This is a genomic window from Corynebacterium sp. HMSC056F09 (assembly GCF_001815785.1).
In the GTDB taxonomy this organism is placed as follows: Bacteria; Actinomycetota; Actinomycetes; order Mycobacteriales; family Mycobacteriaceae; genus Corynebacterium; species Corynebacterium hiratae.
This window is the reverse complement of the sequence record NZ_KV821899.1, coordinates 146,960-169,680: the sequence shown is the minus strand read 5'-3', so window position 1 is coordinate 169,680 and position 22,721 is coordinate 146,960. Positions and strand designations below refer to the sequence as shown.

Annotated in this window: 22 protein-coding genes; 12 read left to right on the top strand and 10 right to left on the bottom strand. The window is 62.4% G+C overall.

Annotation, left to right across the window (positions count from 1 at the left end):
- Nucleotides 1-49: 49 nt before the first annotated feature.
- The 3 genes from ftsX to prfB are packed head-to-tail and all read right to left on the bottom strand — an operon-like array spanning nt 50 to nt 2,782.
- Nucleotides 50-952: a permease-like cell division protein FtsX gene (gene ftsX, locus HMPREF3056_RS03160; RefSeq protein WP_046647496.1), complete on the bottom strand. Its 903-nt coding sequence runs from the start codon at nt 950-952 to the stop codon at nt 50-52.
- Nucleotides 953-1,642: a cell division ATP-binding protein FtsE gene (gene ftsE, locus HMPREF3056_RS03155; protein ID WP_070524676.1), complete on the bottom strand. Its 690-nt coding sequence runs from the start codon at nt 1,640-1,642 to the stop codon at nt 953-955. It abuts the gene before it with no gap.
- 33 nt (nt 1,643-1,675) lie between these two features.
- A complete protein-coding gene (gene prfB / locus HMPREF3056_RS03150; protein WP_070680310.1) occupies nt 1,676-2,782 on the bottom strand; it encodes a peptide chain release factor 2 in 1,107 nt (368 codons plus the stop codon).
- Between the two features lie 69 nt (nt 2,783-2,851).
- Between prfB and HMPREF3056_RS03145 the strand changes: the two genes are divergently transcribed.
- Together HMPREF3056_RS03145 and hisN are read left to right on the top strand one after the other, a co-directional pair.
- Entirely contained in the window at nt 2,852-3,679 is an 828-nt protein-coding gene (locus HMPREF3056_RS03145; protein ID WP_070680307.1) for an inositol monophosphatase family protein, read from the top strand.
- A complete protein-coding gene (hisN, locus tag HMPREF3056_RS03140; protein ID WP_049156145.1) occupies nt 3,672-4,445 on the top strand; it encodes a histidinol-phosphatase in 774 nt (257 codons plus the stop codon). Before HMPREF3056_RS03145 ends, hisN begins: the two co-directional genes overlap by 8 nt.
- A 130-nt stretch (nt 4,446-4,575) precedes the next feature.
- Here the strand turns inward: hisN and HMPREF3056_RS03135 are convergent, their stop codons facing one another.
- Nucleotides 4,576-5,778 (bottom strand): S1 family peptidase, encoded by a 1,203-nt coding sequence (locus tag HMPREF3056_RS03135; RefSeq protein ID WP_070680304.1) that lies wholly within the window; start codon nt 5,776-5,778, stop codon nt 4,576-4,578.
- A 186-nt stretch (nt 5,779-5,964) separates the two neighbouring features.
- Between HMPREF3056_RS03135 and HMPREF3056_RS03130 the strand changes: the two genes are divergently transcribed.
- Nucleotides 5,965-6,393: an NUDIX hydrolase gene (locus HMPREF3056_RS03130; protein ID WP_070754072.1), complete on the top strand. Its 429-nt coding sequence runs from the start codon at nt 5,965-5,967 to the stop codon at nt 6,391-6,393.
- On the opposite strand, the gene HMPREF3056_RS03125 is transcribed toward HMPREF3056_RS03130, so the two are convergent.
- Nucleotides 6,352-6,966 carry an ABC transporter substrate-binding protein gene (locus HMPREF3056_RS03125; RefSeq protein WP_246822461.1) on the bottom strand — a complete coding sequence of 205 codons (615 nt, stop codon included), beginning with the start codon at nt 6,964-6,966 and terminating at the stop codon, nt 6,352-6,354. The genes HMPREF3056_RS03130 and HMPREF3056_RS03125 overlap by 42 nt on opposite strands.
- A 126-nt stretch (nt 6,967-7,092) precedes the next feature.
- Between HMPREF3056_RS03125 and HMPREF3056_RS03120 the strand changes: the two genes are divergently transcribed.
- The 6 genes from HMPREF3056_RS03120 to HMPREF3056_RS03095 all read left to right on the top strand — a co-directional run bounded on the left by HMPREF3056_RS03120 (nt 7,093) and on the right by HMPREF3056_RS03095 (nt 13,072).
- Entirely contained in the window at nt 7,093-8,196 is a 1,104-nt protein-coding gene (locus HMPREF3056_RS03120; protein WP_070680299.1) for a FecCD family ABC transporter permease, read from the top strand.
- On the top strand, nt 8,196-9,239 hold the full coding sequence (locus tag HMPREF3056_RS03115) for a FecCD family ABC transporter permease (protein WP_010189115.1): 1,044 nt from the start codon (nt 8,196-8,198) through the stop codon (nt 9,237-9,239). The genes HMPREF3056_RS03120 and HMPREF3056_RS03115 overlap by 1 nt, the downstream gene beginning before the upstream one ends.
- 6 nt (nt 9,240-9,245) lie before the next feature.
- Entirely contained in the window at nt 9,246-10,157 is a 912-nt protein-coding gene (locus HMPREF3056_RS03110; protein ID WP_070680628.1) for an ABC transporter substrate-binding protein, read from the top strand.
- On the top strand, nt 10,157-10,939 hold the full coding sequence (locus tag HMPREF3056_RS03105; RefSeq protein ID WP_010189119.1) for an ABC transporter ATP-binding protein: 783 nt from the start codon (nt 10,157-10,159) through the stop codon (nt 10,937-10,939). The genes HMPREF3056_RS03110 and HMPREF3056_RS03105 overlap by 1 nt, the downstream gene beginning before the upstream one ends.
- A 196-nt stretch (nt 10,940-11,135) precedes the next feature.
- Nucleotides 11,136-11,792 carry a DUF4232 domain-containing protein gene (locus HMPREF3056_RS03100; protein ID WP_010189121.1) on the top strand — a complete coding sequence of 219 codons (657 nt, stop codon included), beginning with the start codon at nt 11,136-11,138 and terminating at the stop codon, nt 11,790-11,792.
- A gap of 101 nt (nt 11,793-11,893) precedes the next feature.
- Nucleotides 11,894-13,072, top strand: a complete 1,179-nt coding sequence (locus HMPREF3056_RS03095; protein WP_070754071.1) for a hypothetical protein — start codon at nt 11,894-11,896, stop codon at nt 13,070-13,072.
- Here HMPREF3056_RS03095 and HMPREF3056_RS03090 read toward each other — a convergent pair.
- From HMPREF3056_RS03090 to HMPREF3056_RS03080, 3 genes are all read right to left on the bottom strand, one after another.
- Nucleotides 13,069-13,455 carry a hypothetical protein gene (locus tag HMPREF3056_RS03090; RefSeq protein ID WP_070680637.1) on the bottom strand — a complete coding sequence of 129 codons (387 nt, stop codon included), beginning with the start codon at nt 13,453-13,455 and terminating at the stop codon, nt 13,069-13,071. The genes HMPREF3056_RS03095 and HMPREF3056_RS03090 overlap by 4 nt on opposite strands.
- Nucleotides 13,456-13,818: 363 nt before the next feature.
- Nucleotides 13,819-15,915 carry a siderophore-interacting protein gene (locus HMPREF3056_RS03085; RefSeq protein ID WP_070680639.1) on the bottom strand — a complete coding sequence of 699 codons (2,097 nt, stop codon included), beginning with the start codon at nt 15,913-15,915 and terminating at the stop codon, nt 13,819-13,821.
- 399 nt (nt 15,916-16,314) lie between these two features.
- Entirely contained in the window at nt 16,315-17,322 is a 1,008-nt protein-coding gene (locus tag HMPREF3056_RS03080) for an ABC transporter substrate-binding protein (protein ID WP_070680641.1), read from the bottom strand.
- 312 nt (nt 17,323-17,634) lie between these two features.
- On the opposite strand from HMPREF3056_RS03080, the gene HMPREF3056_RS03075 reads away from it, so the two are divergent.
- Nucleotides 17,635-17,943 carry a hypothetical protein gene (locus tag HMPREF3056_RS03075; RefSeq protein ID WP_046647481.1) on the top strand — a complete coding sequence of 103 codons (309 nt, stop codon included), beginning with the start codon at nt 17,635-17,637 and terminating at the stop codon, nt 17,941-17,943.
- Between the two features lie 7 nt (nt 17,944-17,950).
- Here HMPREF3056_RS03075 and HMPREF3056_RS03070 read toward each other — a convergent pair whose 3' ends face one another.
- Nucleotides 17,951-19,087, bottom strand: coding sequence for a DUF418 domain-containing protein (locus HMPREF3056_RS03070; RefSeq protein ID WP_232760993.1), 1,137 nt, complete (start codon nt 19,085-19,087; stop codon nt 17,951-17,953).
- A gap of 128 nt (nt 19,088-19,215) precedes the next feature.
- Between HMPREF3056_RS03070 and HMPREF3056_RS03065 the strand changes: the two genes are divergently transcribed.
- Complete coding sequence (locus tag HMPREF3056_RS03065; RefSeq protein ID WP_046647479.1) at nt 19,216-19,665, top strand: DUF1990 family protein; 450 nt, start codon at nt 19,216-19,218, stop codon at nt 19,663-19,665.
- Nucleotides 19,666-19,679: 14 nt separating this feature from the next.
- On the opposite strand, the gene HMPREF3056_RS03060 is transcribed toward HMPREF3056_RS03065, so the two are convergent.
- On the bottom strand, nt 19,680-20,642 hold the full coding sequence (locus HMPREF3056_RS03060) for a YwqG family protein (protein ID WP_070680644.1): 963 nt from the start codon (nt 20,640-20,642) through the stop codon (nt 19,680-19,682).
- A 102-nt stretch (nt 20,643-20,744) separates the two neighbouring features.
- On the opposite strand from HMPREF3056_RS03060, the gene HMPREF3056_RS03055 reads away from it, so the two are divergent.
- Nucleotides 20,745-22,721: a vWA domain-containing protein gene (locus HMPREF3056_RS03055; RefSeq protein ID WP_246822460.1), complete on the top strand. Its 1,977-nt coding sequence runs from the start codon at nt 20,745-20,747 to the stop codon at nt 22,719-22,721.

Sequence of the window (22,721 nt, the reverse complement as noted above, 5' to 3'; positions counted from 1 at the left end):
GGACTATATTACGCTACTGCCAGGCACAACCCACAACGGGCCTGTTGACCTATGTCCGCACGTAGGCGCGCATGGTCACCTGCGCGGTCAGTGCAGCGCACAGGATTGCCACGAGCCCCACGATGGGCAGAGCCGTCCACACGTCCCCAGACGTCACTGGGGCCAGCAGCTGGTTGTGGTACAGGTCCTTCAGCGCGGGATCGATCACGGTGTGCTTTCCCACGATGACGCCGACCCCGGCGAGGATGACACCGCCGAGTGCGCCAAGGACAGCCTCCATAATGAAGGGCGCGTGGGTAATCCACCGCGAGGCACCGACCATGCGCATGATCGCGGTCTCCCGCTGGCGCTGGTAAGCGGCGATCTGCACCATGTTCGCAATCAGCATGATGGCGGCCAGCGCCATGACTGCGGCAACGACAAACGTGGCATTCCGGATGGCGTCGAGGTTGCCCGCGGCGCTGCGTACCTCCTCCTGCTGGTCGATGATGTCGCTGACGGCGGGGTCGGACGCGATGGCGTCGATAGGCGCGGTATCCGTCGGATCCTTCAGCCGCACGTGGAAGGCCGCCGGCAGCGCATCCGGGGAGGTTTCCTCAACCATGACCGGATCGGTTTCCTTGAACAGTTCCACGAAGCGCTCATAGGAATCTGCACGATTGCGGTAGCTCACGGACTCGATGTCTTCATCCGCCTCCAGCTTCTTCTTCAACCCGGCGCAGGCGGAGTCCTTACACTCCGGATCATTGGCAGAGATATCCTCATTGAGCTGGACCATGACCTCGACGCGCTCGAGGTAGATGTCTTTGGTCTCGTTGGTCATCTGGGTCACCAGAACACCGGCCACCACCAGGGCCACCGAAATGGCCGTGGTAATCACCATGGCGATGGTCATGGTGATATTGCGCCCAAGCCCCTTGAAAGCCTCTCTAAAAACAAAGCCCAGATTCACCTAAACCGCCTCCCCGTACATTGCGTTCTTCTCGTCACGCACGAGCGTGCCGTTGTGCAGCTCGATGACGCGCTGGCGGGCCTCGTTGACCGCGCGCGCGTTGTGCGTCGACATCACCACTGTGGTTCCGTGGCGATTGATCTTGGTGAGCAAGGCCATGATCTCCGCGGCAGTGGAGGGATCGAGGTTGCCCGTGGGTTCGTCGGCAAGCAGCAGCTTGGGGCGGTTGACAAAGGCCCTCGCAATCGCTACGCGCTGCTGCTCGCCACCGGAAAGCTCGTGCGGCATGCGGTGCTGCTTGGCGCCTAGGCCGACCATGTCGAGGACCTCGGGCACTTGCTTGGCAATCCGCGCCTTGCGTTTGCCGATGACCTCGAGGGCAAAGGCGACGTTGTCGTAGACGTTGAGCTTAGGCAGGAGCCGGAAATCCTGGAAGACGTAGCCGATGGATTGGCGCAGGCTATTGACCTCGCGGCCTTTCAACGTGTTGACGTGGAAGTCCCCGAAGTAGATGTCTCCCGAGCTCACATTGGTTTCGCGCACCATGAGCTGTAGGAAGGTCGACTTGCCGGAGCCGGACGGGCCGATGAGGAAGACGAATTCGCCGTCCTCAATCTCAAAGGACACGTTGTCCAGCGCGGGCCTAGTGGAGGTCGGATAGACCTTGGACACATTCTCGAAAGTGATCACTTAAGCCACATTAGCAACATTTGTTACTCGGGCCTAGGGCTCCTGCTGCGCCATGCGCCACCGGATCCCGGTTTCCAGGAAGCCATCGATATCCCCATCCAATACCTTGGAAGGGTCTCCTACCTCATAGTTAGTGCGCAGATCCTTGACCATCTGGTACGGGTGCAGCACATAAGAACGCATCTGATTGCCCCAGGAGGCATTGCCGCCCGCGCCCAGTGCATCGAGCTCCGCGCGCTCCTCCTGGCGCTTGCGCTCCAGCAGCTTCGCCTGCAGCACGCGCATGGCAGAGGCCTTGTTCTGGATCTGGGACTTCTCATTCTGACAGGTCACCACGATGCCGGTCGGGATGTGTGTCAGGCGCACCGCCGAATCCGTCGTGTTCACCGACTGACCACCGGGGCCCGAAGAGCGGTAGACGTCCACGCGCACCTCCGAATCCGGCACCTCGATGGAGTCGGTCTGCTCCACCACCGGCAGCACCTCGACCTCAGCGAAGGAGGTCTGGCGGCGGGCTTGGTTATCAAAAGGCGAGATGCGCACGAGGCGGTGCGCGCCCTGCTCCACGGAGAGCTGGCCATACATGTATTCGCCATGCACCACGAAGGTGGCGGACTTAATGCCTGCTTCTTCGGCATAGGAGATGTCGTAGACATCCACCTTGTGGCCGTGCTTTTCCGCCCACCGCGTGTACATGCGCATGAGCATCTCCGCCCAGTCCGCGGCATCCACGCCACCGGCACCGGAGCGGATGTTGATGACCGCCTCGCGCTGGTCGTACTCACCCGAGAGCATGGTGGTCACCTCGAGCGATTCGATGGCGGCACCGAGCTCCTTCAGCTCTGTATCGACGAGTTCCTGGGAGGCCTCATCGCCCTCCTCCTCCGCTAGCTCCGCCATCACCGGCAGATCCTCAATCCGCCCGCGCAGGGACTTCAACTTGCGCAGCTTTGCCTGCTGCGCCGACAGCTCCGAGGTCACCTTCTGCGCATGGTCGGGGTCGTCCCACAGCGACGGGTCCCCCGCTTGGGCCTCGAGTTCGCGCACGCGCTCGGACACCGCCTCCGGGTCCATCACCTTTTCAATGGAGGTCAAGGTGGCGCTGAGTTCCTCAAGTCGTGCTGTTTGTTCCGGACGCATAGCCCCCTACTCTACTTATTCTTTCTCCCTGATTAGCCATCGGCCACGTTTAGCGCGACAATAGGCGGCATGAGTGACCAGCCAAGCCTCACCGAGATGATCGATGCCATCATCAAGACCTTCATCGTTGCCCACGCGGACGATACCGACGCTCACCTTGCCCAGGCGCTTGTCTATAACGCCGGCCGCCTGGCCTGGCGCCTGCGCGAGCAGGGAGTAGACATCGAGCAAAAGACCTCCGTCTCCGATGTCGTCACCGACGCCGACTTCGCCGCCGAGCGTTTCGTCGCCGGCGTGCTCGAGGCCCTGCGCGGCGAGGACGGCATCGTGGGCGAGGAGGGCGCGAACCGCGAGTCGAAGTCCGGCCGCACGTGGGTCATCGACCCCGTCGACGGCACCTACAACTTCGCCTCGGGCTCCGACTATTGGTGCTCTGCGCTCGCGCTTGTCGACGCTGAAGGGGTCATCCTCGGCGCCGTCCACCGCCCCGCCATGGGTTATACCTGGTTCGGCGGCCGCGACCACACCACGAGCTTGGACGGAAAGGACGTCGCCAAGCTCAGCGATGCCCCCGCCGACAAACTGTGCTTGTCGACGTACCTGCACCCTACGTCCATGACCGACCCGAACATCGCCGCCGCGTGGGAGAAGGTGGCACCACACTTTGCCACCGTGCGCATGCTGGGGGCGGGTTCCGTGGATCTCTCCTGCGTGGCGGATGGCACGTGGGGTGCCTGGATGCAGCACTCGGTCAAGGACTGGGATTGGTATCCCGGCCAGGCGCTAGTGCTGGCCGCGGGCGGCGCGGCGCGCAAGGTTGAGGCCGGCGGTGTGGAATGGTGTATCGCGGGTAATAAACAGGTAGTTGATCAGATGGAGGAATGGCTTCGTGGGTAAGTACAAAGAAGACCTCGGCTTGGCCTTGGAGATGGCAGGCCACGCGGACGCCATCACGATGCACCGCTTTGAGGCTGCGGACCTGTCCGTCAAGGAAAAGCCGGACATGACCCCGGTCTCCGATGCGGACCTGGCCTGCGAAAAGGCCATCCGTGAGGCGCTCAAACGCTCCCGCCCGCGCGATGAGGTGCTGGGTGAAGAGTTTGGTGGCGAGGCCTGCTTCGAGGGCCGCCAGTGGGTTATCGACCCTATCGACGGCACGAAAAACTTCGTCCGCGGTGTTCCCGTCTGGGCCACCCTCATCGCGCTACTGGAAGACGGCGAGCCGGTGGTCTCCGTTGTCTCCGCCCCTGCCCTGCGGCGCCGCTGGTACGCAGCCAAGGGCGGCGGCGCCTACCGCGTCTTCGGCGGCGAACCGAAACGCCTGCGCGTTTCCGAGGTCTCCAAACTGGAAGATGCCTCCCTGGCCATGAGCTCTTTGTCAGGCTGGCGCCCGCACCGCGATGCTTTCATCTCATTCACGGACAAGGTCTGGCGCCTGCGCGGCTACGGCGACTTCTGGAACTACTGCCTCGTGGCCGAAGGCGCCGTCGATATCGCCGCCGAGCCCGAGGTCTCCCTCTGGGACCTAGCGGCCCCGGCGCTCCTCGTGACCGAGGCAGGCGGCCGCTTCACCAACGTCCGCGGCGAAGACGGCCCCCACGGCGGCTCAGCGCTGGCCTCCAACGGCAAGCTTCACGACGCCGCCCTCAGCGCCCTCTCCTAGCGGCGTGCGGCGCCGCACCCCAGCGTCATCCCCCAGCGCCGGCCCGCGAACCGCACTCCGCAGGTCATTTCGATCAAATAAGGCCCCAGATCGTTAACGATCTGGGGCCTTAAATGTTAGAAACGTACTTCTAGTTCTCCGGAATCGTGAATCCGGAACCCACGCCCTCGCGGCGGTTCAGGTCCGCGATGATGGCATCGGTGTTGGACACGACCGTCGGGTTGTGCAGCGCACCCTGCCACGGAGTGCGGCAGGACGGCAGCCCCGGAATCAGACCACGGGATACCGAGCCAACAATGCGGCCATTGTGGAAGACCGGCGCACCGGAATCTCCAACCATGGCGCACACCTGGTTGATGGTGATCTTTTGGCTGTGCTGGAAGGTCATGCCACAGGTGCGGCCGGTAGCCACGCCGCGCTTGCAGGTGATGTCACCCGGCTGGGTGGCCCCACCAATCCCGTACGCGGTCACACCGTTGTAGCTGCGAGTCACCTCTGCCTGGGAGCCGAACTCGATGAGCGAGTAGTCCAGCTGCGCGTTCTTGGACACCACGGTGCCGGTGGGACCTACCTGCCAGGAATCCGCCGAAGACACCGGATCACCCACGTTGCCGCAGTGACCGGCAGTAATCCCGACCTTGCGGCCTTCAGCATCCGTGCCGGCAGCCGTCAGCGTGCACATGGTGTCCTCACGGATGTACAGCGGGGTACCCGGGCCGTACAGCGACTTGCCTTCAGTCATCGCAACATTAGATTCCTCGGGAATCTGGGGCGCATCGTAGAAGGAGCCGGGTACCCGGTGCAGAACATAGTCCGCGTGCGGTTTACCGGCCGCAATCTTGGAGAACAGGTCGTTCTTCCACACGTAGTTCGGATCAGTACCCTGGGGCACGAACTCCGGCTGCGTGGCCTCCTCCAGCAACCCGATGGGAGTCGGGTTCGTCAGCGGTTCACCCGTGATGGCATCAGCGCCGGCATAGTCCTGCTGCTCGGACGGGGCCGGCAGCTGCGTCTGCAGGTTCGCCTGCTCCGCGACGCGCTGCGCCGCAGGAGAATTCACGGCTCCTTCGACCGCCTTGTTCACATCCTTCGATGCCGCTGCGGCAGCCCCGTTGACGGCGGTGTCGACGGCGTCGGTCAGCGCTGCGTCCACTGGCTTGGTCTCGATGCCTACGGACTTCAGGTCCGCGCGCACTTGGTCAACAAAACCAGCCGAATCGATCTCCGGGATGGTGGGGAGCTCCTGGGCACCCGCCGCTGGGTTACCCAGGAAGAACGCACCTGCGAAAGCCGAGCCCACGAGGACTTTCTTAAGGTGCGGAATTTTTCGCATTGAGCAATTCCTCTTTCATTTCTTCTCGTATTGGTCTATAAGACCTACCCATGATGGCACGCGCATCGAAGCGGCCGTTTCTAACGTGTGAGACTGTGTCCAACCCGTTACATTACTGACAGTTTTCGGGTGCCCCCTCTCTTCTTTCACCGCCTCCCCGCCCCGGCGCGGCCCTACTATGGAGGCATGTCTGAGACCTCCAATTCTCCTTCACCCGCTGCAGACATTGAGGAAATTGTCGCCGTTGTCCTACGTGATACCCACGGCCGCGTGCTAGTCCTCCGCATCACCTCCACCCCAGAATTCGTCCTGCCTTTCGGCTCCATCGATGACATGATCAATCCCGCCCGCGCGGCCCAGCTCATCGCTCACGAGGCCATACGTGCCGTGGTCGATATGTCCAAACTGCGCCGGCTTGCCACCTACATCTCCCCGGCCGCCAACGACGCCCCACAAACTATCCACGCACACGTCTATGTCTACGAAGAAGAAATCTCCGTGGCACACCCAGATAAGGAGATCGCTGAGCTGGCGTGGGTCGATCCCGCCGCCCCGGACGTCACTATCGCGCCATTACTTAGGGAGAGGGTATTCCCCGCCTTGCAGGAACTCTAGGTCCATAACGTCTAGACTCCCCACCATGATTACGCAGCGACTACTCCCCGTTCTCGCCGCCGATTCCCTTGCCCTTGCACTGGCCGGCTGCGTCACCGACGACAGCACTGATGGCACGCTTTCCGCTGTCTCCCCCCACCACTCAAGCTGGGTGGAGCGATCCGTCAGCCAGTTGTCTGCGCCCTCCGGGATACCCACGACCGGCGCGATGGCCGACAGTGCGTCGTAGCGCTCTCGATCGCCCGAGGAACGAACGTCGAGGATGAGGATAAGGTCCGGCTGCACGCCGAGCGAGAGCGCCACCTCGGCGCCGCCCCACCCCAGGGCCACCACGCGCCGCGGGGCCTCCTCGACGGTGACGTCACCGAACTTGGTGGCCACTGTGACCGGATAGGCCGCGGCGTCGCCGTCAGCCGATGCCGACTGCGCCAACGATGCCGACGATGCCGCCACCGAGTTGTCGGCCGCACCGGAATCGGGGTCCGACGAGCATGCGGCCGCACCCCAGCCGACAAGGGCGAGCGACAAGAATACCGCGGCCGAGCGACGAGTGCGGGAAGTCCGCAGAGGCATAAAAGGCCTGTCGAATTGAGAAAAGATAGCCTAACCAACATTAGGTGAACCTATCTCAAGCCGACGAACCTCCAGCAAGGAGAGACAATTCACGTACATCGTCGAAATAAGGTTATCCTTACCTACATGACATCGACGACTCTGCCGACACCGGCCGCGGGCACCCCGCGCGCCGCGGGCCACAGCAGACGACTCCTCGGCCTAGCCCTCCTCGTGGCCACACTCGTCGCCCTCGTCTTCGCCAGCCTGGCACTGGGCGCCAAGGCGACCTCCATCTCAGAGCTCACCCAGGCCTGGCCCACCGCCTGGGAGATCCTGCGCGGGCACACCGACACCGCCCAGGCCGCCGGCACCGTGGGCAGCAGCGTCGCCGAGATCGCCGGAATCCTTGCCACCATGCGCATCCCGCGCACCGTGCTCGCCATCGTCGTCGGAGCTGCGCTCGGACTAGCCGGCACACTCGTTCAAGGCCTGACCCGCAACCCGCTCGCGGACCCTGGCCTGCTCGGCGTCAATGCGGGCGCCGCACTCTTCGTCGCGGCGGGCATCTTCCTCTTCGGGCTGACGTCCATGCAGTCGCACCTTTTCCTCGCCTTCCTCGGCGCGGGCCTAGCGGCGCTGCTCGTCTTCGGGCTCTCCGCCGGCGGCATCGGTCGCGGCGACACCCTGGGCCTCGTCCTCGCGGGTTCCGCCCTGTCCGCCGTCCTCGCGGCGGCCACGTCGGCCATCGTCTACATCGATCCCAACGCGCTCGACACCCTCCGCTTCTGGCAAGCGGGGTCCGTCACCGGACGCGGCTTCGACATCATCACCCCTGCGCTCGTGCCGCTCGCCATCGGCGCGGTACTAGCGCTGGCGCTGGGCCCGACGCTCAACATCCTCAATCTGGGCACGGAGGCCGCGCAGGCGCTGGGCACCAACGTTGCCCGCGCCAATATCCTGGGCCTCGTGGCCATCACCCTGCTGGCCGGCGCGGCCACGGCAGCCGCGGGCCCCATCGGCTTCATCGGTCTCGTGGTGCCCCACGTCGCCCGCGGCATCACCGGCCCGGACTACAAGTGGGTGACCCCCTACTCCGCGCTGGCGGGCGCCTGCCTGTTGCTCGGCGCCGACATCGTGGGCCGCCTCATCATGCGCCCCGGCGAGCTCCAGGCGGGCATCGTCATCGCGCTGCTCGGCGGGCCGGCGTTTATCTGGCTCGTCCGGCACCGAACGGTGGTGAGCCTGTAATGAAGTACCTCAGCCTCGGAAAGTTCAGCTTCCTCTACCACCCGCGCACGCAAGCCTGGACCGCGGCCATCGTGGTCGCGAGCGCGCTCGTGTGGGTCATCAGCCTCGGCATCGGCGAGTTCCCCCTTAACCCCGCCGAGGTCATCGGCGTGCTGGCGGGCGGCGGAAACAAGCTCGAGCGCACCGTCGTCATCGACTGGCGCCTGGCCCGCTCGCTCGTGGGTCTAGCCGTCGGCGCCGCGCTGGGGCTCTCCGGCGCCATCACGCAGCGCATCGCCCGCAACGGCCTGGCCAGCCCGGACATCCTGGGCATCAACCAGGGCGCCACCGTGGCGGCCGTGGCCATCATGGTCTTCGGAGGATCTGCCGGGGCCGGCGGGGCGTTCGGCGCCTACGTCGGCATCCCGCTCGCCGCCATGGCCGGCGGTCTCGCCACCGGCGCGGCCATCTGGATGCTGTCCCGGCGCGGCAGGGTGGATATGTTCCGCCTCGTCCTCGTGGGCATCGGCGGCAACGCCTTCCTCCACGCCCTGGTCACGTACATGTTGGCCGCCACAGATCTCAACACCGCGGCCGCGGCCAAGGTGTGGATGGTCGGCTCGCTCAACGGCTGCACCTTCGAGCACCTATGGCCCACCCTGGGCATGCTCGTGGTGTGTGGCCTAGTGCTAGCCCGCATCGCCATCGATCTGCCCGCGCTGGAGCTCGGCGAGGATTCCGCCCAAGCCCTCGGCGCCCCCTTGAAGAAGATCAACGCGGCACTGCTCATCGTCTCAGTTCTACTGGCCGCGGTGACCGTCTCCGCCGTGGGCCCGGTGGGCTTCGTGGCCTTCGTCGCCCCGCAGATCTCCGCGCGCCTGGCGCGGGTCGGGGCGCCGCCCCTGGGGACATCGGCGGCCATGGGCGCAATCATCGTGTGCGTGTCCGACCTCATCGCCCGCTGTGCCTTCGGCTGGGAGATCCCGGTGGGCATCATCACCTCGGTCATCGGCGGACCTTTCCTCATCTGGCTGCTCTGGCAGCAAACTCGAACACGAAAGTAGACGACCATGCAACGACGTAACTTCCTCAAGATCACCGCTGGCCTCGGCGTCGCCGCCTTCGCTGCGGCCTGCTCCAAACAGGAGACTGCGCCGAGCGAGCAGGCGGCCACCTCCGCGGCATCGTCCAGCGCCGCCGAGCAGCACCAGCGCGTGATCGCGCTCAACACCGGCCAGCTGGACAACCTCCTCATGCTGCGCATTCTCCCGGTGGGCGCGGCCAAGGCCAAGAACCTGGGCGTCGTCCCGGACTACATCCGCAACCGCTTCGGCTCCGACTTCGATCTGGACTCCATCGCGGACTGCGGCCTACGCGCCAACCCGGATCTGGAGACCATCGCCTCCCTGAAGCCCACCCTCATCTGCGCTAACTCGCGTACGGACGAGGCCATCCTGGAGCAGCTCAAGGCCATCGCGCCCGTCGTCACCGGTAAGGGCGGCGGCGAGAACTGGAAGCAGGACCTCCTCACCATCGCCGAGGCCGTGGGCAAGAAGGACTCCGCCGAGACCCTCCTGGCCGAGTACGAGTCCAACGCCAAAGCCTGGGGCGAGGGCCTATCCTCCAAGCCCACCGTCTCCTTCCTGCGTTCCAAGGAAGACCAGTTCCAGCTCTACGGGGTCAACTCCATGGCGGGCTCCGTGGCCGCCGATGCCGGCCTGCCCCGCCCCGCCAACCAAAAGCAGATTGAGAAGGCTGGCCAGGACATCTCCGCCGAGCAGCTCTCCGAGGCCGACGCCGACTGGATCTTCTACGGCGTCAACGCCGGCGCCGCCGACCCCTCGCAGGCCGCCACATGGCACTCTCTCAAGGCAGTGCAGGCCAACCAGGCCGTGTCCGTGGACTACGAGTCCTGGTACATGAACGCGTCCCTGCTCTCGGCCACCATCATCCTCCAGGGTCTGAAGGACAACATCAGGTAATGAACGCTCGACTTTCCGCGCACTCCGTCTCCGTCGGTTATGGCGATACCGTCATCAGCCGCGACGTCACACTCGACATCCCCGACGGCCAGGTCACCACGCTCATCGGCGCCAACGGCTGCGGCAAGTCGACCCTCCTGCGCGGCCTGTCCCACTTGCTCCCACTGTCGGCGGGCTCCGTCACCCTCGACGGGAAGAAGCTGGGTGACTACTCCTCCCGGGAGCTAGCCACGCGCTTGTCGATGCTCCCCCAGTCCCCCATCACCCCTGCCGGCGTCACCGTCGCAGACCTCGTGGCCCGCGGCAGGCACCCGCACCAGTCCTGGCTGCAGCAGTGGTCCGCCTCCCACTCCGCCGCCGTGGACGAGGCCATGGCGCTCACCAACGTCTTTCAGCTGCGCGACCGCCCCGTGGACTCCCTGTCCGGCGGCCAGCGCCAGCGCGTGTGGATAGCCATGGTCCTGGCTCAGGACACCGACATCGTCTTCCTCGACGAGCCCACCACCTACCTGGACCTGGCGCACTCCATCGACGTCCTCGAGCTCGTCTCCACGCTCAATAAGGAACAGGGCAAGACCATCGTCATGGTGCTCCACGATCTCAACCTAGCCGCCCGCTACTCGGACAACCTCGTCCTCATGAAGGACGGCTCCGTCACGGCCCTGGGCTCGCCCGAGTCCACCATCACGCCGCAGGCCCTGCGCGACGTCTTCGGCCTGGACTCCCGCGTCATCGAGGACCCCGTCACCGGCGGGCCGCTCATCGTGCCGGAGCGCCCATAAGCCCCGTCGTTCCCTGCGTTTTTCGATCATGGGAAAGGCGGCGGGAGTTCATCATGTTCACACTTTCAGTCACAGGACGGCTACTGCACACTGTGTGACACATTCTGCGAATCGTTGCTCATTGCTAGCAAAGACTTAACAGACTCGTGACCAGTAATCTCTAGTCCCCGTCGTGCTGTGAAACTACCCTGTGGGTATGAAGAATCTGCGCGCACTCCTGTCCCTCAGCCTGCTGCTGCCACTCGCCGCGTGTTCCGCCGGCGAGGAGGACTCTGCGGCACCGTCGGCAGTCACGACCACCGTCGTTCACTCGGCCAACGCCCCTGCGGGTGACGATGCCGCCGACGACGTTGCTTCCGGGGCCGCTCCCGGCGCGTCCGGCACCGCACCAGCCCCAGCATCCTCCACTATCCCGCCCTTGCCCGAGGGCGCCTGCGCCACCTCCCAGCTCTCCGCCGAGATCGCCAACGAGCAAGGAGCCGCTGGCTCCCTGCTCGTCGACATCGTGCTGACCAATACCTCTGGCGAGGAGTGCACCCTCACGGGCTTCCCCGGCGTCTCCGCCGTCACCGGCAACGACGGCACTCAACTAGGCCCCGCCGCGCTGCGTGAGACCAGCACCGAAGCTGCCACCGTGACGCTGGCGCCAGGGGCCCAGGCCCGCGCGGGGCTCAAGATCACCAACGTGGGATTGCTCGACGCGGCGGCCTGCCAACCGCAGGACGCCGATGGCCTGCGGATCTATCCGCCCGAAAACACCGACAGCCTCTATGTCGCAGTACCGGGCCTGCAGGGCTGCGCGGGCGAGGTCGACATCTTGTCTGTCCAGCCCATTACTGAGCTCTCCCCGTAAATCATTTCGATCTCTAACAATTTCCAGCCGGTGATAGAACTCGGCTTCGCGCTTCGTTAGTCTCGGCCACGAGTTCGCCCCTCGGACGAAGGACATACACCATGACCACTCTCCCTGCCCTCCTGCCCCAACGCACCGCGCGTGCCGCAGTAGCGGCGGCATCAGCAGCCGCGCTCGTTGCGTCCTGCTCCCTCCCCGACACCCGGCGCGAGGCAGCCCCGTCGGAATCCGCAGTGGCACCTGACTCGAGCACGGCGACCGAGTCTGCCTCCAACCCAACAGCGACCTCGAGCACTTCCTCACGCGCGACTCGCAGCAGAACCAGCCCAGCTACGTCGAGCAGGGCGGCATCGACACGCAACTGGCCCGTATCCTTGGCCGAAGAAAGCTGCGACTCGAACGCCGGAGTCGCCGACACCGGAGCCGGCGAATTCGTTGGCAAAGGCGAAGCACCAACGGCCATCGTTCATTTCCTGTCGACGGAGGAGCCTGAACGCGGAGCACCTCTCAAAGACTTCAAGGTCACCCAAGATTCTTTCGATTCGTGCGAGCCCCTGAGCTACATCATCGCCTCCGGCAACTACGAGGGCGAACAAGTGGTCTTCCCCATCGTTTTCAACTGGGGCCACCCGCTCAATGACAGAAATGGGTACTTCTCCGGCGACGGCTTCGACTTCACCATTGGCAGCGACTCCGTAAGTTTCACTACGGGCGATACTCCCGCACATGAGGCAGGCAAGCCAGTGAGCGTGACATTTACCGCGATGGACTTCGGAGCACTCAAGACCGAGCTCAACGCAGAAGACAAACACCACATCGGAATCGACCTCACCCAGCTGAGCGACGCCGTCGATCCGGCCGACCTCGACGAGTTCTACGAATTCGACACCAATAGCGGCCCCGTCCGCTGCCGCTTCTCCATCAGCGAAAGTGAATGCGGCTTCATCGACGGCGGTTTTTCCCCCGCGGAAGCCATGAACGGACCAAGCAACTACTTCCTCAAAACCCATGGCGAAACGGAAGTCGACCTCGCCACCTTCAGAGACGACTCCAAGGACTTCCTGTCCGACAAGAAATTTGAAAAGGTCGGCGACGGCACTTACGAGGCCGGCACCTTGGGTCACCCCATCCAGGCGGAGCTCAAAGACGGCACTCTGACCCTCTACTTCCCCGACGGCGCCTACGTCTTCGAGGACGGCGTCCTCGACTTCTTCAACGAGGATGACCTGGAGGCGGGTACCATGCGCTCGGCGGCAACGTCCTCTGCCCGCGCGGATTAGCCCTCGATGTCGCGCAAGTAACGGGTCAACACCCCGCCCGCAATAGTGCGCAGCGCGACGTCCTTGGTCACCACCGTGCCCGCGGCCACGACCGCATGCTCCCCTTTGTGGATGCCACCTTGATCCTGGAAACGCGCGCCCGAGTTGATGACAACGTTTTCCCGATGTGCGTGTTGCTGCCAAACAGGCTGGATACCTAGCGCGAGCAAGGTATCGCTGTCTCCTAGGCCAACTGCGGCAATGCGCTCGTTCCCATTGCCCTCAATATTTGACGCCGAGGAATCCTCGCCTCGGGAGCAACCGGAAAGGACGAGAGTGGATGCTGCTAAGACAGCGGCCGTCTTCATTGCCGCGCGACGGGTCAGCGAATTGTTTCGAAACATATAGAAGCCTAACGTGTAGGGAGCTCATTGGGGTGCGGTGAAGGCCATCGGACGCACGGGGTGTTGATCGATCCTCGAGCGCGCGTCAATCACGTCTACCGCGTCTACCCCACATGGGGCAGCCTAACTAGATAAAGGATAGGCTAAGTTAATTATTTTTGGGGGTGTGTGGCTGCCGATATGGAGGCAGCTCAGCCGCTAGGGGCCAGCCGACAGGCGCTCCCAGCCGAAGGGGTGAGACCCCAGCCGATAGGAAGGCTCCCAGCGGAAGGGGGCCCGGCCGACAGGGGGCACTTTAGAAACGGTTTAGCAAACCACCGAACGTCCGCTGCTCCTCCACACGCTTCGCCCGACCACCGGCAGTTACCTACCTCCCCTCCCCACCTCGAACAGCTGGGCACTCCACCCCACCGGCTGCTTCGAACGCACTACCGCACCCACGGCAGCCAGGTGCTTCGCAATCACACGGGCCGTGGGCAGCTGCGATCCATACAGAACGAGGCGTGATAAATCTTCCTGGTAGTCATGATCCTCGGCCCCACTTTCCTGCAACACTGGGGTCACCAGGAACAGCTGCGCCCCAGAACGTAGTACGGCAGCTACCAGCTGCTGCAACTCTATAGCTGGCCAACGTCGCCACGGATCAACCAGCACCACAGCATCTACCTGCTCGCACAAAGTAGTCACTGTGCCAGCCCAATCCGCCCGGCGCGCATCCCCACCGCTATGCCCAACCGTTGGAGCGTGCAGTGCACTATAGCGAGCACGATCCCGGCGGCGTGGAGCAATATCGCGCAGCATAACATCCTCTGCGCTGGCCCCAGGCTCCGTCATCGCTGCAGTTGTTGCGCCTACTGAGATCCTTGCGTCATCCTCTGCCTCCGAAAACGACCCCAACACCACGGCGTTTGCCTGCGGTATCTTACGTAGAATCTCATCCGCATACACCGCCGCGGCCGGACCCCCCACCGCGCACCGAAGCGAGCCAGCATCCTGTCGCGCTAGTAGCTTGCTGCTCAGAATCTCCGCTGCGGCCGGGGCCGACCACTGAGCACTGGAGGCCGCCTGTTCGTGTTCCTCCACGGCCAGTTGTGGCTGGGTTTGCACAATGTAGTCCCAGCGGTGCTCGCCGGTATCAGCCGGATTCTGCAGTGCCTGCCCTAGCCGGCCAAGTGCTGCGGTCTTGGCGGCTGCCGGCCCGGTAATCCAATCCCTTACTGGAGAATCCGGGTTTGCCAACTCGCTGCCCAGCGCAGTGAGGCCGATTCGAACCGCCCGTTGGTCCGCCACATCCTCCGCTGAGCTATCCAGTGCTACATCCGCCGACAACGTCACTAACCCCACTGCCTCCAGGTAACGCGCAATCCGGAGAGCCAGCTCCTGCTGCAGGCCAGTTGCTTCGGCCAGTTGATCCACTCGATCCGCGCCCTCATCAATCAGGCCAAAAATCCCCAAACCTACGGCTTGGCGCACCAGAATCGCCGACCCCATTTCGATGAGTTCATGCAGCTCAACCAGCGCATTACGGTGGCTCGTCACAGCCCCTGTCTCCGCCCCCTCACTGTCGCCCTGCGACGGAGTGCCCGTAACCTGCCCCGCACTCTCAGCCTGCGTAGCCGTCGCCCCTGCTTCCGATTGCACCGGTGCCATTGCGCGCCAGTACCCCGTAATCTCCACGTTTTCCCGCGGAATCCCCAGAGCTCGAACCCAGCGTCGGATCACCTTCAATCGCCCGGCCTCTCCCGCAGCCCATACATAGGGCATCGCAGCGGGCTCGGCCGCCCACTCTGGGTGTTCTCCGTACAACTCGGTAACTTTCGCCACGAAGTCCCCGCCCTCGTCTCGCACCTGCCAGTGAATGTCCACCTGTGCTTCGAACTCCAGTCGCTGGACATGTGCCCGCGTGGCTACCTCAATAATCGCCATTGCCCTATACCCGGCGGGCAAAGACTCTATACAGCGAGCAATCGCCGGCAGCGCCGTCTCGTCGCCCACCATCAGTAGCCACGGAGTGTGGGTGGGCAGCGCTGCGCAAGACTTCGGCCCTGCGATATACAGGGGATCTCCCGGTCGAGCTCGTGCGGACCAGTCCTCGGCCAGGCCTTGGCCATGCCGCGCGAAGTCTACGACGAGACGGCCCTGGGAGGCGTCGAATGAACGGACGGTATATGTCCGAAACAGATCTTTGACTTCCTCTTGCCATAGCACCGTCGCGTCCTCCCGTGTGATGGGGTGAGGGCGCTCCCCGGTGGCCGGGTCTGGGAAGATGATGCGGATATCGTCGTCGAAACCATCGCTGACTAGCGGGGGTGCGTCTACGCCGAACGCACTATGGGCGCGTAGTTGTTCGCCCGTCAGAGTAATGCGACGCATCCCTGGTGTGATGTCCTCGATGTCATCGACCTGCAGTTCGCGGATCGTAATGGGGTAGATTTCCCTGTCTCGGCTATTCCTCGCCATGGTCATTCCTTTCTCGTTTCTGGGTTGGCGGTGTGCGGTGGATCGGCATGCGGTGGGTCGGCATGCGCAGGGTCGATGCCTCTCGCCTCGGGTGCTGGCCGGTCAGCCGAACTCTTGTCCAGCACCGCGGTGCCCACTGCTGGAAAACGTTCTTCCAGCCATCGGCTTTCACCAGCTGCGCGTGCGTAAGTTCAAGTTCGCTCACCCGCACCGGATACGCCCCTGGACGGCGCCTCCACGCAGCAGCCGGATCCCACTGCGCAGAAGACAAGCAAAGTTCCTTGCGGGTCGGCGGGCGGCAGCGGGGAGGCGAGTGAGCGAACAAGAAAGGGCAAAAGAAAACACCCCACGCTGCCACACCGGGCGACACACTCGCGAGGGGTGCTGGAGAAAAAGAGACTAAGAGAGCTTTTTCAAGGTAGGCTTGACCTGCTCCAATACCCATGCACGGGACAGGGAGGTCGGCGTGTTCAGGCCGGCAACCACAGCCTCGTTACCCGCCAGGGTGGCGCCGGACTTGACCTGCGGCAGGTCTGAGTAGCCCGGGATCTTCTCCACCTCCGCGATGTCACCGGTGCGGTTATAGATCACCATGAAGTCCGCAGCCAGGGCGGAGACGTTTTCTGGCGACAGAGTCACGCGCCCCTGCTTTACCTCAATAGAGCCGTCGGTCAGATGTTCCGGGAATTTCATACCCAGGTCGTAGATGAAAGAGGCTCCTGGGTCCTTCGGGTCGGCCACAGCTCCAAAGGATCCCTGAGCGAACTGGGAGACCACACCGGTCTTACCCTCGATATTCGGCAGCTCGGACTTCGCATCGGTGAAGACCTTCTCATCCTGGTCGATGACTTCTTGAGCTTTATCTTCCTTGTTGAAGATCTTGCCGAGCTCCTTCAGCTGCGACTTCCAGCCGATCCCCTCACCCTCGGTGCCAATACCACCCAGAGTGGGCGCGATCTCGGAGAGCTGTGTGTAGTTATCCTCGGAGATCGTCCAGTAGTCCCCGACGATGAAATCCGGAGCAGCGGCAGCGATCTCTTCCTTCGGCAGAGTCTTGAAATCGGTCTGCTTGATAATCTCCACGCCGTCCAACTTGCCGTCGCGCCACGGGGCATTCATGTCCTTAGCAGACACCACCACGGCGGAGGGCTTGATGCCCATAGCCAGCAGGTTGTCGATGGCTGGACCAATGGCAACGACGCGCTCGGGGTTTACGGGGTATGTGTCTTCCCCCCTGGCGTGCTTGATGGTGACTTCGGAGGCATTATCACCGGAATTCGCTGCGGAGTTTGCGCCTGAGGAAGTATTTTCCGCCTTGCCATCTGTATCGGAGCTGCAGGCTCCCAACATCAGGGTAGTGGAGAGCACGGCGAGACTGAGCGCACGGACAACGATTGAGTTCTTCATCCTGAATGGGTTTCCATTTCACTAAACGAACAAGGTTAGGTAAGGCTACCATCACCCAGGGTAGGCTAACAAGGGTAATCCGAGACTTTTTAACTTAATTTGGATCGGGGAGGGCACGACGATCCAGCTTCCCATTACTGCTCAGCGGCAATGCCTGCAGAGCTGAAGCCATGTCCGACAACAACACGTCCAAACGGCCCCGGCTGAAACATCAACCCCGATTAAGACACCCGCGAGGTTGACAAAATATATCGGAACGCCTCCAAAAATGAAGCCTCGTATATTCCATTACACAGGCCTACAATCGCGGCCATGGAATCGAAGACGCTGACGTCACTGGTATTTGGAAATGTTGTGCTGGAATCGCAGATGACGAAGACGATTATCGTCGTCTACGCCGACGACATGCGGTCATGGTACTTTCGTCCGAGCCCGTATACGGAGCTCAAGGTGCCCCTCGATGAGCTGCAGGGGAAGCTGAGCAGAGAGCGCGCGGAACTCATCTCAGAGCGCATTTTTGATGGCGTCAAGCTGGAGCTCGAGGAAAGCTACTCCGGAGGCGTCGACCGCGCCCAAAAGGAGCTCTGCAGTTGGCTCCTGTGTGAGGAAGCAGCCGCTTAGACCAACGTCAAGCCGACCCGAGAGCCGACTTAGGCTCAATACGACCCGTTGGGCCATACGCCAACCGGCGATGCGCCCACTCGAACGGGCCAGGTTTGCCCCAAGCCTCAAGCAGAGCAGCGAGCAGCAGCGTCAGGACAAAGACCAGCAGACCGATACCAAGCTTGCCACTCACCGAAGCATCCGCACCTAGTCCGAAGCCAGCTGGGGTAACCAGAATGATGAAGAAGACCGACTGCGAAATGTAGCCCGACATCGAGCGCTTGCCTAGCGCTACGAAAGCATAGGCCCACCCGGGGACCCGGTTGTCGAGTCTCTCCGTGAGCAGTGCCAATATCGCCAGAATGCCAGGACCAGTAAGAAAGCCACAAGCCTGGTTCAGCATGAAGAACACTGGTTCCAGTTCAATTGGTAAAACGCCAGCGGCAGTAAGACCCCACGGAAGCCCCACAAAGACGATGACCGCGCCTGCGATGACAACCCAGGTGATGAGAGTGCGGCGGTGTGCAGAAACGTTGGCCAGCACGCCCTCCCGCGCCCAGATGTACCCGATGAGCAAGGCACCTACTAGCCCCACGAAGACGATGGGGACCTGCCCCAAGGCAGCAACCTCACCGCGCAGGTTGCGGGCGAAATAGTCGCCGAAGGTGACAAGGTCATCGGTCATCGGCCGCGAACTGGGCAGAGGATTGAAGTAACCAAAATAGGCTCCCAATGCGCCCGAACCGGCGAAAGCCGCATAGCCGCCAAAGAACCAGTAGGCAATGCGCCGCAGCGTGCGCGTCGAGAGCGTAAAGCACCGAGCCAACGCGATGCCCATGAGGCCATAGACCAGCATGATGTCCCCGTCGAAAAGCACGAAGCCATGTGCCAGACCAAAGACCGCCAGCAATCCGTAGCGGCGGATGAGCACACGCCGTGACTCTGTAGTGGTGTAGCCCTTGCGCTGCAGGCTCGCAGCAATGAGACCAATGCCGAAGCCCAACAGCATGCAGAACATCGGCAGGCCTCGCACACGTACAAACATGCCGGTGAACACCGCGGAGAAAATGTCTAAAGTGCTGCCGGGGCGCACACCGCCCACGGTGGAGCTGGGGCCTATCGACCACTCATTGACTACCCAGCTCTGCACAGCATTCGCCATGGCAATCCCCAAAAGCGCCGTGCCGCGCGCTAAGTCAGGAACGATAAGTCGTTGTCGTTTCTCCTGTATACACCCTATTTTACTCTTCTCAAGCATCTTCTAAGGGCAGTTTGACTAGGCTAAGCCCCATGCCTGAGCCACTCTCCTACTCCTCCGCCGAAGGGTTCCCGCAGCTGCACATGTCCCGTGTCATAGACGCCGATTTCGATATTGCCGCAGACAAACTGTTCCGCTGGGGCCCGCAGCGCAGCGGTCTTTTTCGGGTTCGCCCGAGCCACGCCACGGTGGAAGAAGGCGCGGAGGTCGGCCTCGGGTTGGGGCCGTGGGAGTTTCGCTGCCGAGTGGTGGATGTGTTCCACGAGGAGGGACGCTGCGGTTTTACCTACGGCACCCTCCCCGGCCACATTGAGCGCGGCGAGGAGACCTTCACCTTAGAACGCCTGCGGGATGGGCGCACGCTGCTGCTTGTCGACGCCTCCTCCCACCCCGCCCACCTAACCTTCCTGCGCCCGCTGCTCGATATACCCCGGCGCGCTCTGATCCGGTGGTTTTATCTGCGGGCGCTGGATGAGCGATAGGGATGGCAGCCGCTTTAGCCGCAGTCCCAGTCGAAGAGAACCTTGTCGAAGTTACGCGCGGCGAGGTCTTCGGGGTGGATGTAAAAGTTTCCGATTCCTCCATCACCCCATTCGAATGTGCCACCATTATCCGCCGTCGCGAGTGCGATGTGTTCATCGCTAATAGGAAGTTTGCTGGGGTTCCAGTAGGTAGCGTAGCCGCCGAGGCGAACCTCGCACTGCCCGTCCTCGAGGTTTACGCGCTCCTCTGATTCCTCAGCGGTGGGATCAACGCTGAACCCCTCGGCTTCAACGCTGGCCACAATCTCATCGAACAATTCCTTCTGGCCGTCCTTAGTATCGCCGGGGAGCTTCGTCGCCTCGATTGTGGTTTCCCCGTCGATAACGCGCCGCGTGATAATGCCCCAGCCGTATGTGTGAACATCCACCAGGTCCTCGCCGCGCCGCAGGAGAGCCCTAAGGTCGTTGTTCCAAAAGGCGGTGCGGCCGAACTCGTGCGCGTTTTCGGTAACGCTCAGCTCGCTCAGCTTCCCGTCGATAGTCGTAGCCTCCAGCGGTTCCTCCGCTGGGTGCTCTCCTGAATCCTCTACTTCCTCCGGCACCTCGCCTACGTGTGGGGCGGAGATGTCTTCAAGGTATCGAGCGAAGGGCGTGGAAGTGCGTTCACCTGTCGCCACATACTTGTTACAGAGTTCCATTCCCCATCCGTACTCACCGGGTACGAAAAGCTGAAGGAGGCCGGAGGTAGGGAAACCGGGAAGCGGTTCAAACTCAGCGAAGTTGAACTGGGCAATAAAGAACATGGGCTCGTCGTCGTACTCGGGGTACGGCGCGTGCTCTGGCAGGTACGGGGTTCCGCACAGCTTGGAGGTGGTAGGCGAATCTGGGCGGGCGCTTTCCGCAAAGTCGATGATCGGGCGCGTGGGGACACTGTCGAAGGAATACTTCAGGGCATAAAAGTCGTCTTCTGCTGTCATGGGGCGATTTTAAAGAAGAATCATGCAGGTAGCTCGGGGGATATTCCCCACCGCCTTTTCGAAGGCAAGCGGCACGCAGGCGTTCAATGTAGCTTGGCTCACATGGAAAACACGTCACGCTTCTCTCTAACGCCCCTGTTAACGGCGTTGATCGCTGTTCTTGGAACAACCGCTCTTGCCGTTGTATCAGGCCTCTTTCCAGTAGCCTCTGCTGAAGAAGAGACGAATGCCCCCAGTTCCTCTTCCAGCACCATGGCTCCGACCATGGTGGTCTTCGATTCCTCCGGTTCCATGATCACCAACGATGCCGGCGGGCAGACCCGCATTGATGCCGCCAAAGATGCCGCCCGCACCTTCATCACGGAGGCTGGTGACGACGCCCCTCTGGGGCTTGTCACCTATGGTGGCAACACCGGCGAAGCCCCCGAAGATGAGGCGGCCGGTTGCCAGGACATCACCGTAGTAACACCACCCGAGGCCGGTAACTCTGAGAAAATGATCGCCCATATGGATGGCTTGCAGCCACGTGGTTTCACCCCCATCGGCGAGTCCCTCCGCAAGGCCGCCGCTGAGCTACCAAAGGAAGGCCAGCGCAGCATCATCTTGGTCTCCGATGGCGTTGCCACCTGCACCCCGCCACCCGTGTGTGATGTGGCGAAAGAGCTGAAAGAACAGGGCATCGACCTAGTCATCAACACCGTCGGCTTCAACGTTGAGCCCGAGGCACAGCAGGAACTGCAGTGCATTGCCGACGCCACCGGCGGGACCTACGCCGACGCCTCCGACGCCGATAGTTTGGCCAAGGAACTCAACCGCGCAGCACCGCGCACCTTCAACGCCTACGAGTCAGACTTAGAGGAGATCGAAGGCGGCGAAACCGAAGGTTCCCCGGCCAAGGTAGGCCGTGACGTAGAGGCCTTTTCCACCACCCTTCCACCGACGGAAGGTAAAGGGCACTCCGCTGAATCCACCACCTACTTCACCACCCCCATTGCTGAAGGCGAGCACGTGGTGATTAGTGCCAACACGACGCAAACACCAAGCATCAACAACTTCCGAAAAGGTGGATCATTCCACTTAGGTATTGATTCAGCCGAGCTATCCTGCAAGCTCGACACCGCTACCGCTAATGACCTCGGCCCGAACCAATACCAAACAGCAACCTTGTATAGCACCCAAGGCGGTGAAGAGGGCTGCAACTCCGATGAGCTTGCCTTCGCCATCGAAAGAAATGGTGACTGGAAGCAGGACGAAGAATTGGGGGTGGAAGTGACCATCACCCGCTTTGGCGAGCCGGACATGGAGGGCCAACCAGATCCGGCCGAGGAAAAGACCGAACCCGGCCACGTCACGGCTTCCGGTGGCGCCACTGAGGTTACTCCCGGAACGTGGTTCACCGACGCTGCTGAGCTCACCCCACAGCAGCCGGTACGCGCACAGATTGTGCCTGGCGAAACCCACTTTTATCGCATCTCTGCCGAACACGGGCAACAGGTTGCCGGCACGGTCTCCATGGTCGAAGAGGCCGATGACTTTGACAACAATGGGCCGGGTGACTCCCTCGTTCTTACCGGCTACAACGAAGCACGCGCAAAAATTGATCTGGAGGGTTCCCGCGCCGTCGTAATTAAAGACGGCACAATCGATTTCAGTTACCCAGCACCGATCCTCTTTGCCAACCGCTATGGAGGTTCGCACAACGATGGTTCTGGGACTCCGGAAATCGAAAAAGTGTGGCAGGGCGGCGAGCAATACATCGCTGTTAACTACGAGCAGCTCCTGACCGAGCAAGAAATCGACGAAAACACCCAGTTGCCGGTGCTTACTTATGACCTCGTGGCAGACGCCATGGGCGATCCCGTTCCGGAGCCGACCTTTGCGCCAGTCAAACTCGAGACCGAGAAGCCCTCTGCGCCAGCAGAAAAAGAAGATAAAGAAGACACGGAGAACCGCGCGCAAGACAACGATGACTCATCGCTCTTCTCCGGATTCCCCTTCCTTTTGGTGGGGCTTGGATTGCTAGTCTTGTTCGGTCTCGTTATCGCTCTGGTTGTCGTAATTAGAAGCCTGAACCGCTAA

What these genes read in the sequence shown, in the direction of transcription:
- HMPREF3056_RS03070 (WP_232760993.1), bottom strand. Translation starts at nt 19,087, where the DNA reads ATGGCGAATGCTGTGCAGAGCTGGGTAGTCAATGAGTGGTCGATAGGC.
- HMPREF3056_RS03135 (WP_070680304.1), bottom strand. Translation starts at nt 5,778, where the DNA reads ATGCGAAAAATTCCGCACCTTAAGAAAGTCCTCGTGGGCTCGGCTTTC.
- HMPREF3056_RS03075 (WP_046647481.1), top strand. Translation starts at nt 17,635, where the DNA reads ATGGAATCGAAGACGCTGACGTCACTGGTATTTGGAAATGTTGTGCTG.
- HMPREF3056_RS03095 (WP_070754071.1), top strand. Translation starts at nt 11,894, where the DNA reads ATGACCACTCTCCCTGCCCTCCTGCCCCAACGCACCGCGCGTGCCGCA.
- HMPREF3056_RS03145 (WP_070680307.1), top strand. Translation starts at nt 2,852, where the DNA reads ATGAGTGACCAGCCAAGCCTCACCGAGATGATCGATGCCATCATCAAG.
- HMPREF3056_RS03110 (WP_070680628.1), top strand. Translation starts at nt 9,246, where the DNA reads ATGCAACGACGTAACTTCCTCAAGATCACCGCTGGCCTCGGCGTCGCC.
- HMPREF3056_RS03105 (WP_010189119.1), top strand. Translation starts at nt 10,157, where the DNA reads ATGAACGCTCGACTTTCCGCGCACTCCGTCTCCGTCGGTTATGGCGAT.
- HMPREF3056_RS03055 (WP_246822460.1), top strand. Translation starts at nt 20,745, where the DNA reads ATGGAAAACACGTCACGCTTCTCTCTAACGCCCCTGTTAACGGCGTTG.
- HMPREF3056_RS03080 (WP_070680641.1), bottom strand. Translation starts at nt 17,322, where the DNA reads ATGAAGAACTCAATCGTTGTCCGTGCGCTCAGTCTCGCCGTGCTCTCC.
- HMPREF3056_RS03100 (WP_010189121.1), top strand. Translation starts at nt 11,136, where the DNA reads ATGAAGAATCTGCGCGCACTCCTGTCCCTCAGCCTGCTGCTGCCACTC.
- HMPREF3056_RS03115 (WP_010189115.1), top strand. Translation starts at nt 8,196, where the DNA reads ATGAAGTACCTCAGCCTCGGAAAGTTCAGCTTCCTCTACCACCCGCGC.
- HMPREF3056_RS03060 (WP_070680644.1), bottom strand. Translation starts at nt 20,642, where the DNA reads ATGACAGCAGAAGACGACTTTTATGCCCTGAAGTATTCCTTCGACAGT.
- HMPREF3056_RS03085 (WP_070680639.1), bottom strand. Translation starts at nt 15,915, where the DNA reads ATGGCGAGGAATAGCCGAGACAGGGAAATCTACCCCATTACGATCCGC.
- HMPREF3056_RS03130 (WP_070754072.1), top strand. Translation starts at nt 5,965, where the DNA reads ATGTCTGAGACCTCCAATTCTCCTTCACCCGCTGCAGACATTGAGGAA.
- HMPREF3056_RS03090 (WP_070680637.1), bottom strand. Translation starts at nt 13,455, where the DNA reads ATGTTTCGAAACAATTCGCTGACCCGTCGCGCGGCAATGAAGACGGCC.
- HMPREF3056_RS03120 (WP_070680299.1), top strand. Translation starts at nt 7,093, where the DNA reads ATGACATCGACGACTCTGCCGACACCGGCCGCGGGCACCCCGCGCGCC.
- HMPREF3056_RS03125 (WP_246822461.1), bottom strand. Translation starts at nt 6,966, where the DNA reads ATGCCTCTGCGGACTTCCCGCACTCGTCGCTCGGCCGCGGTATTCTTG.
- HMPREF3056_RS03065 (WP_046647479.1), top strand. Translation starts at nt 19,216, where the DNA reads ATGCCTGAGCCACTCTCCTACTCCTCCGCCGAAGGGTTCCCGCAGCTG.
- prfB (WP_070680310.1), bottom strand. Translation starts at nt 2,782, where the DNA reads ATGCGTCCGGAACAAACAGCACGACTTGAGGAACTCAGCGCCACCTTG.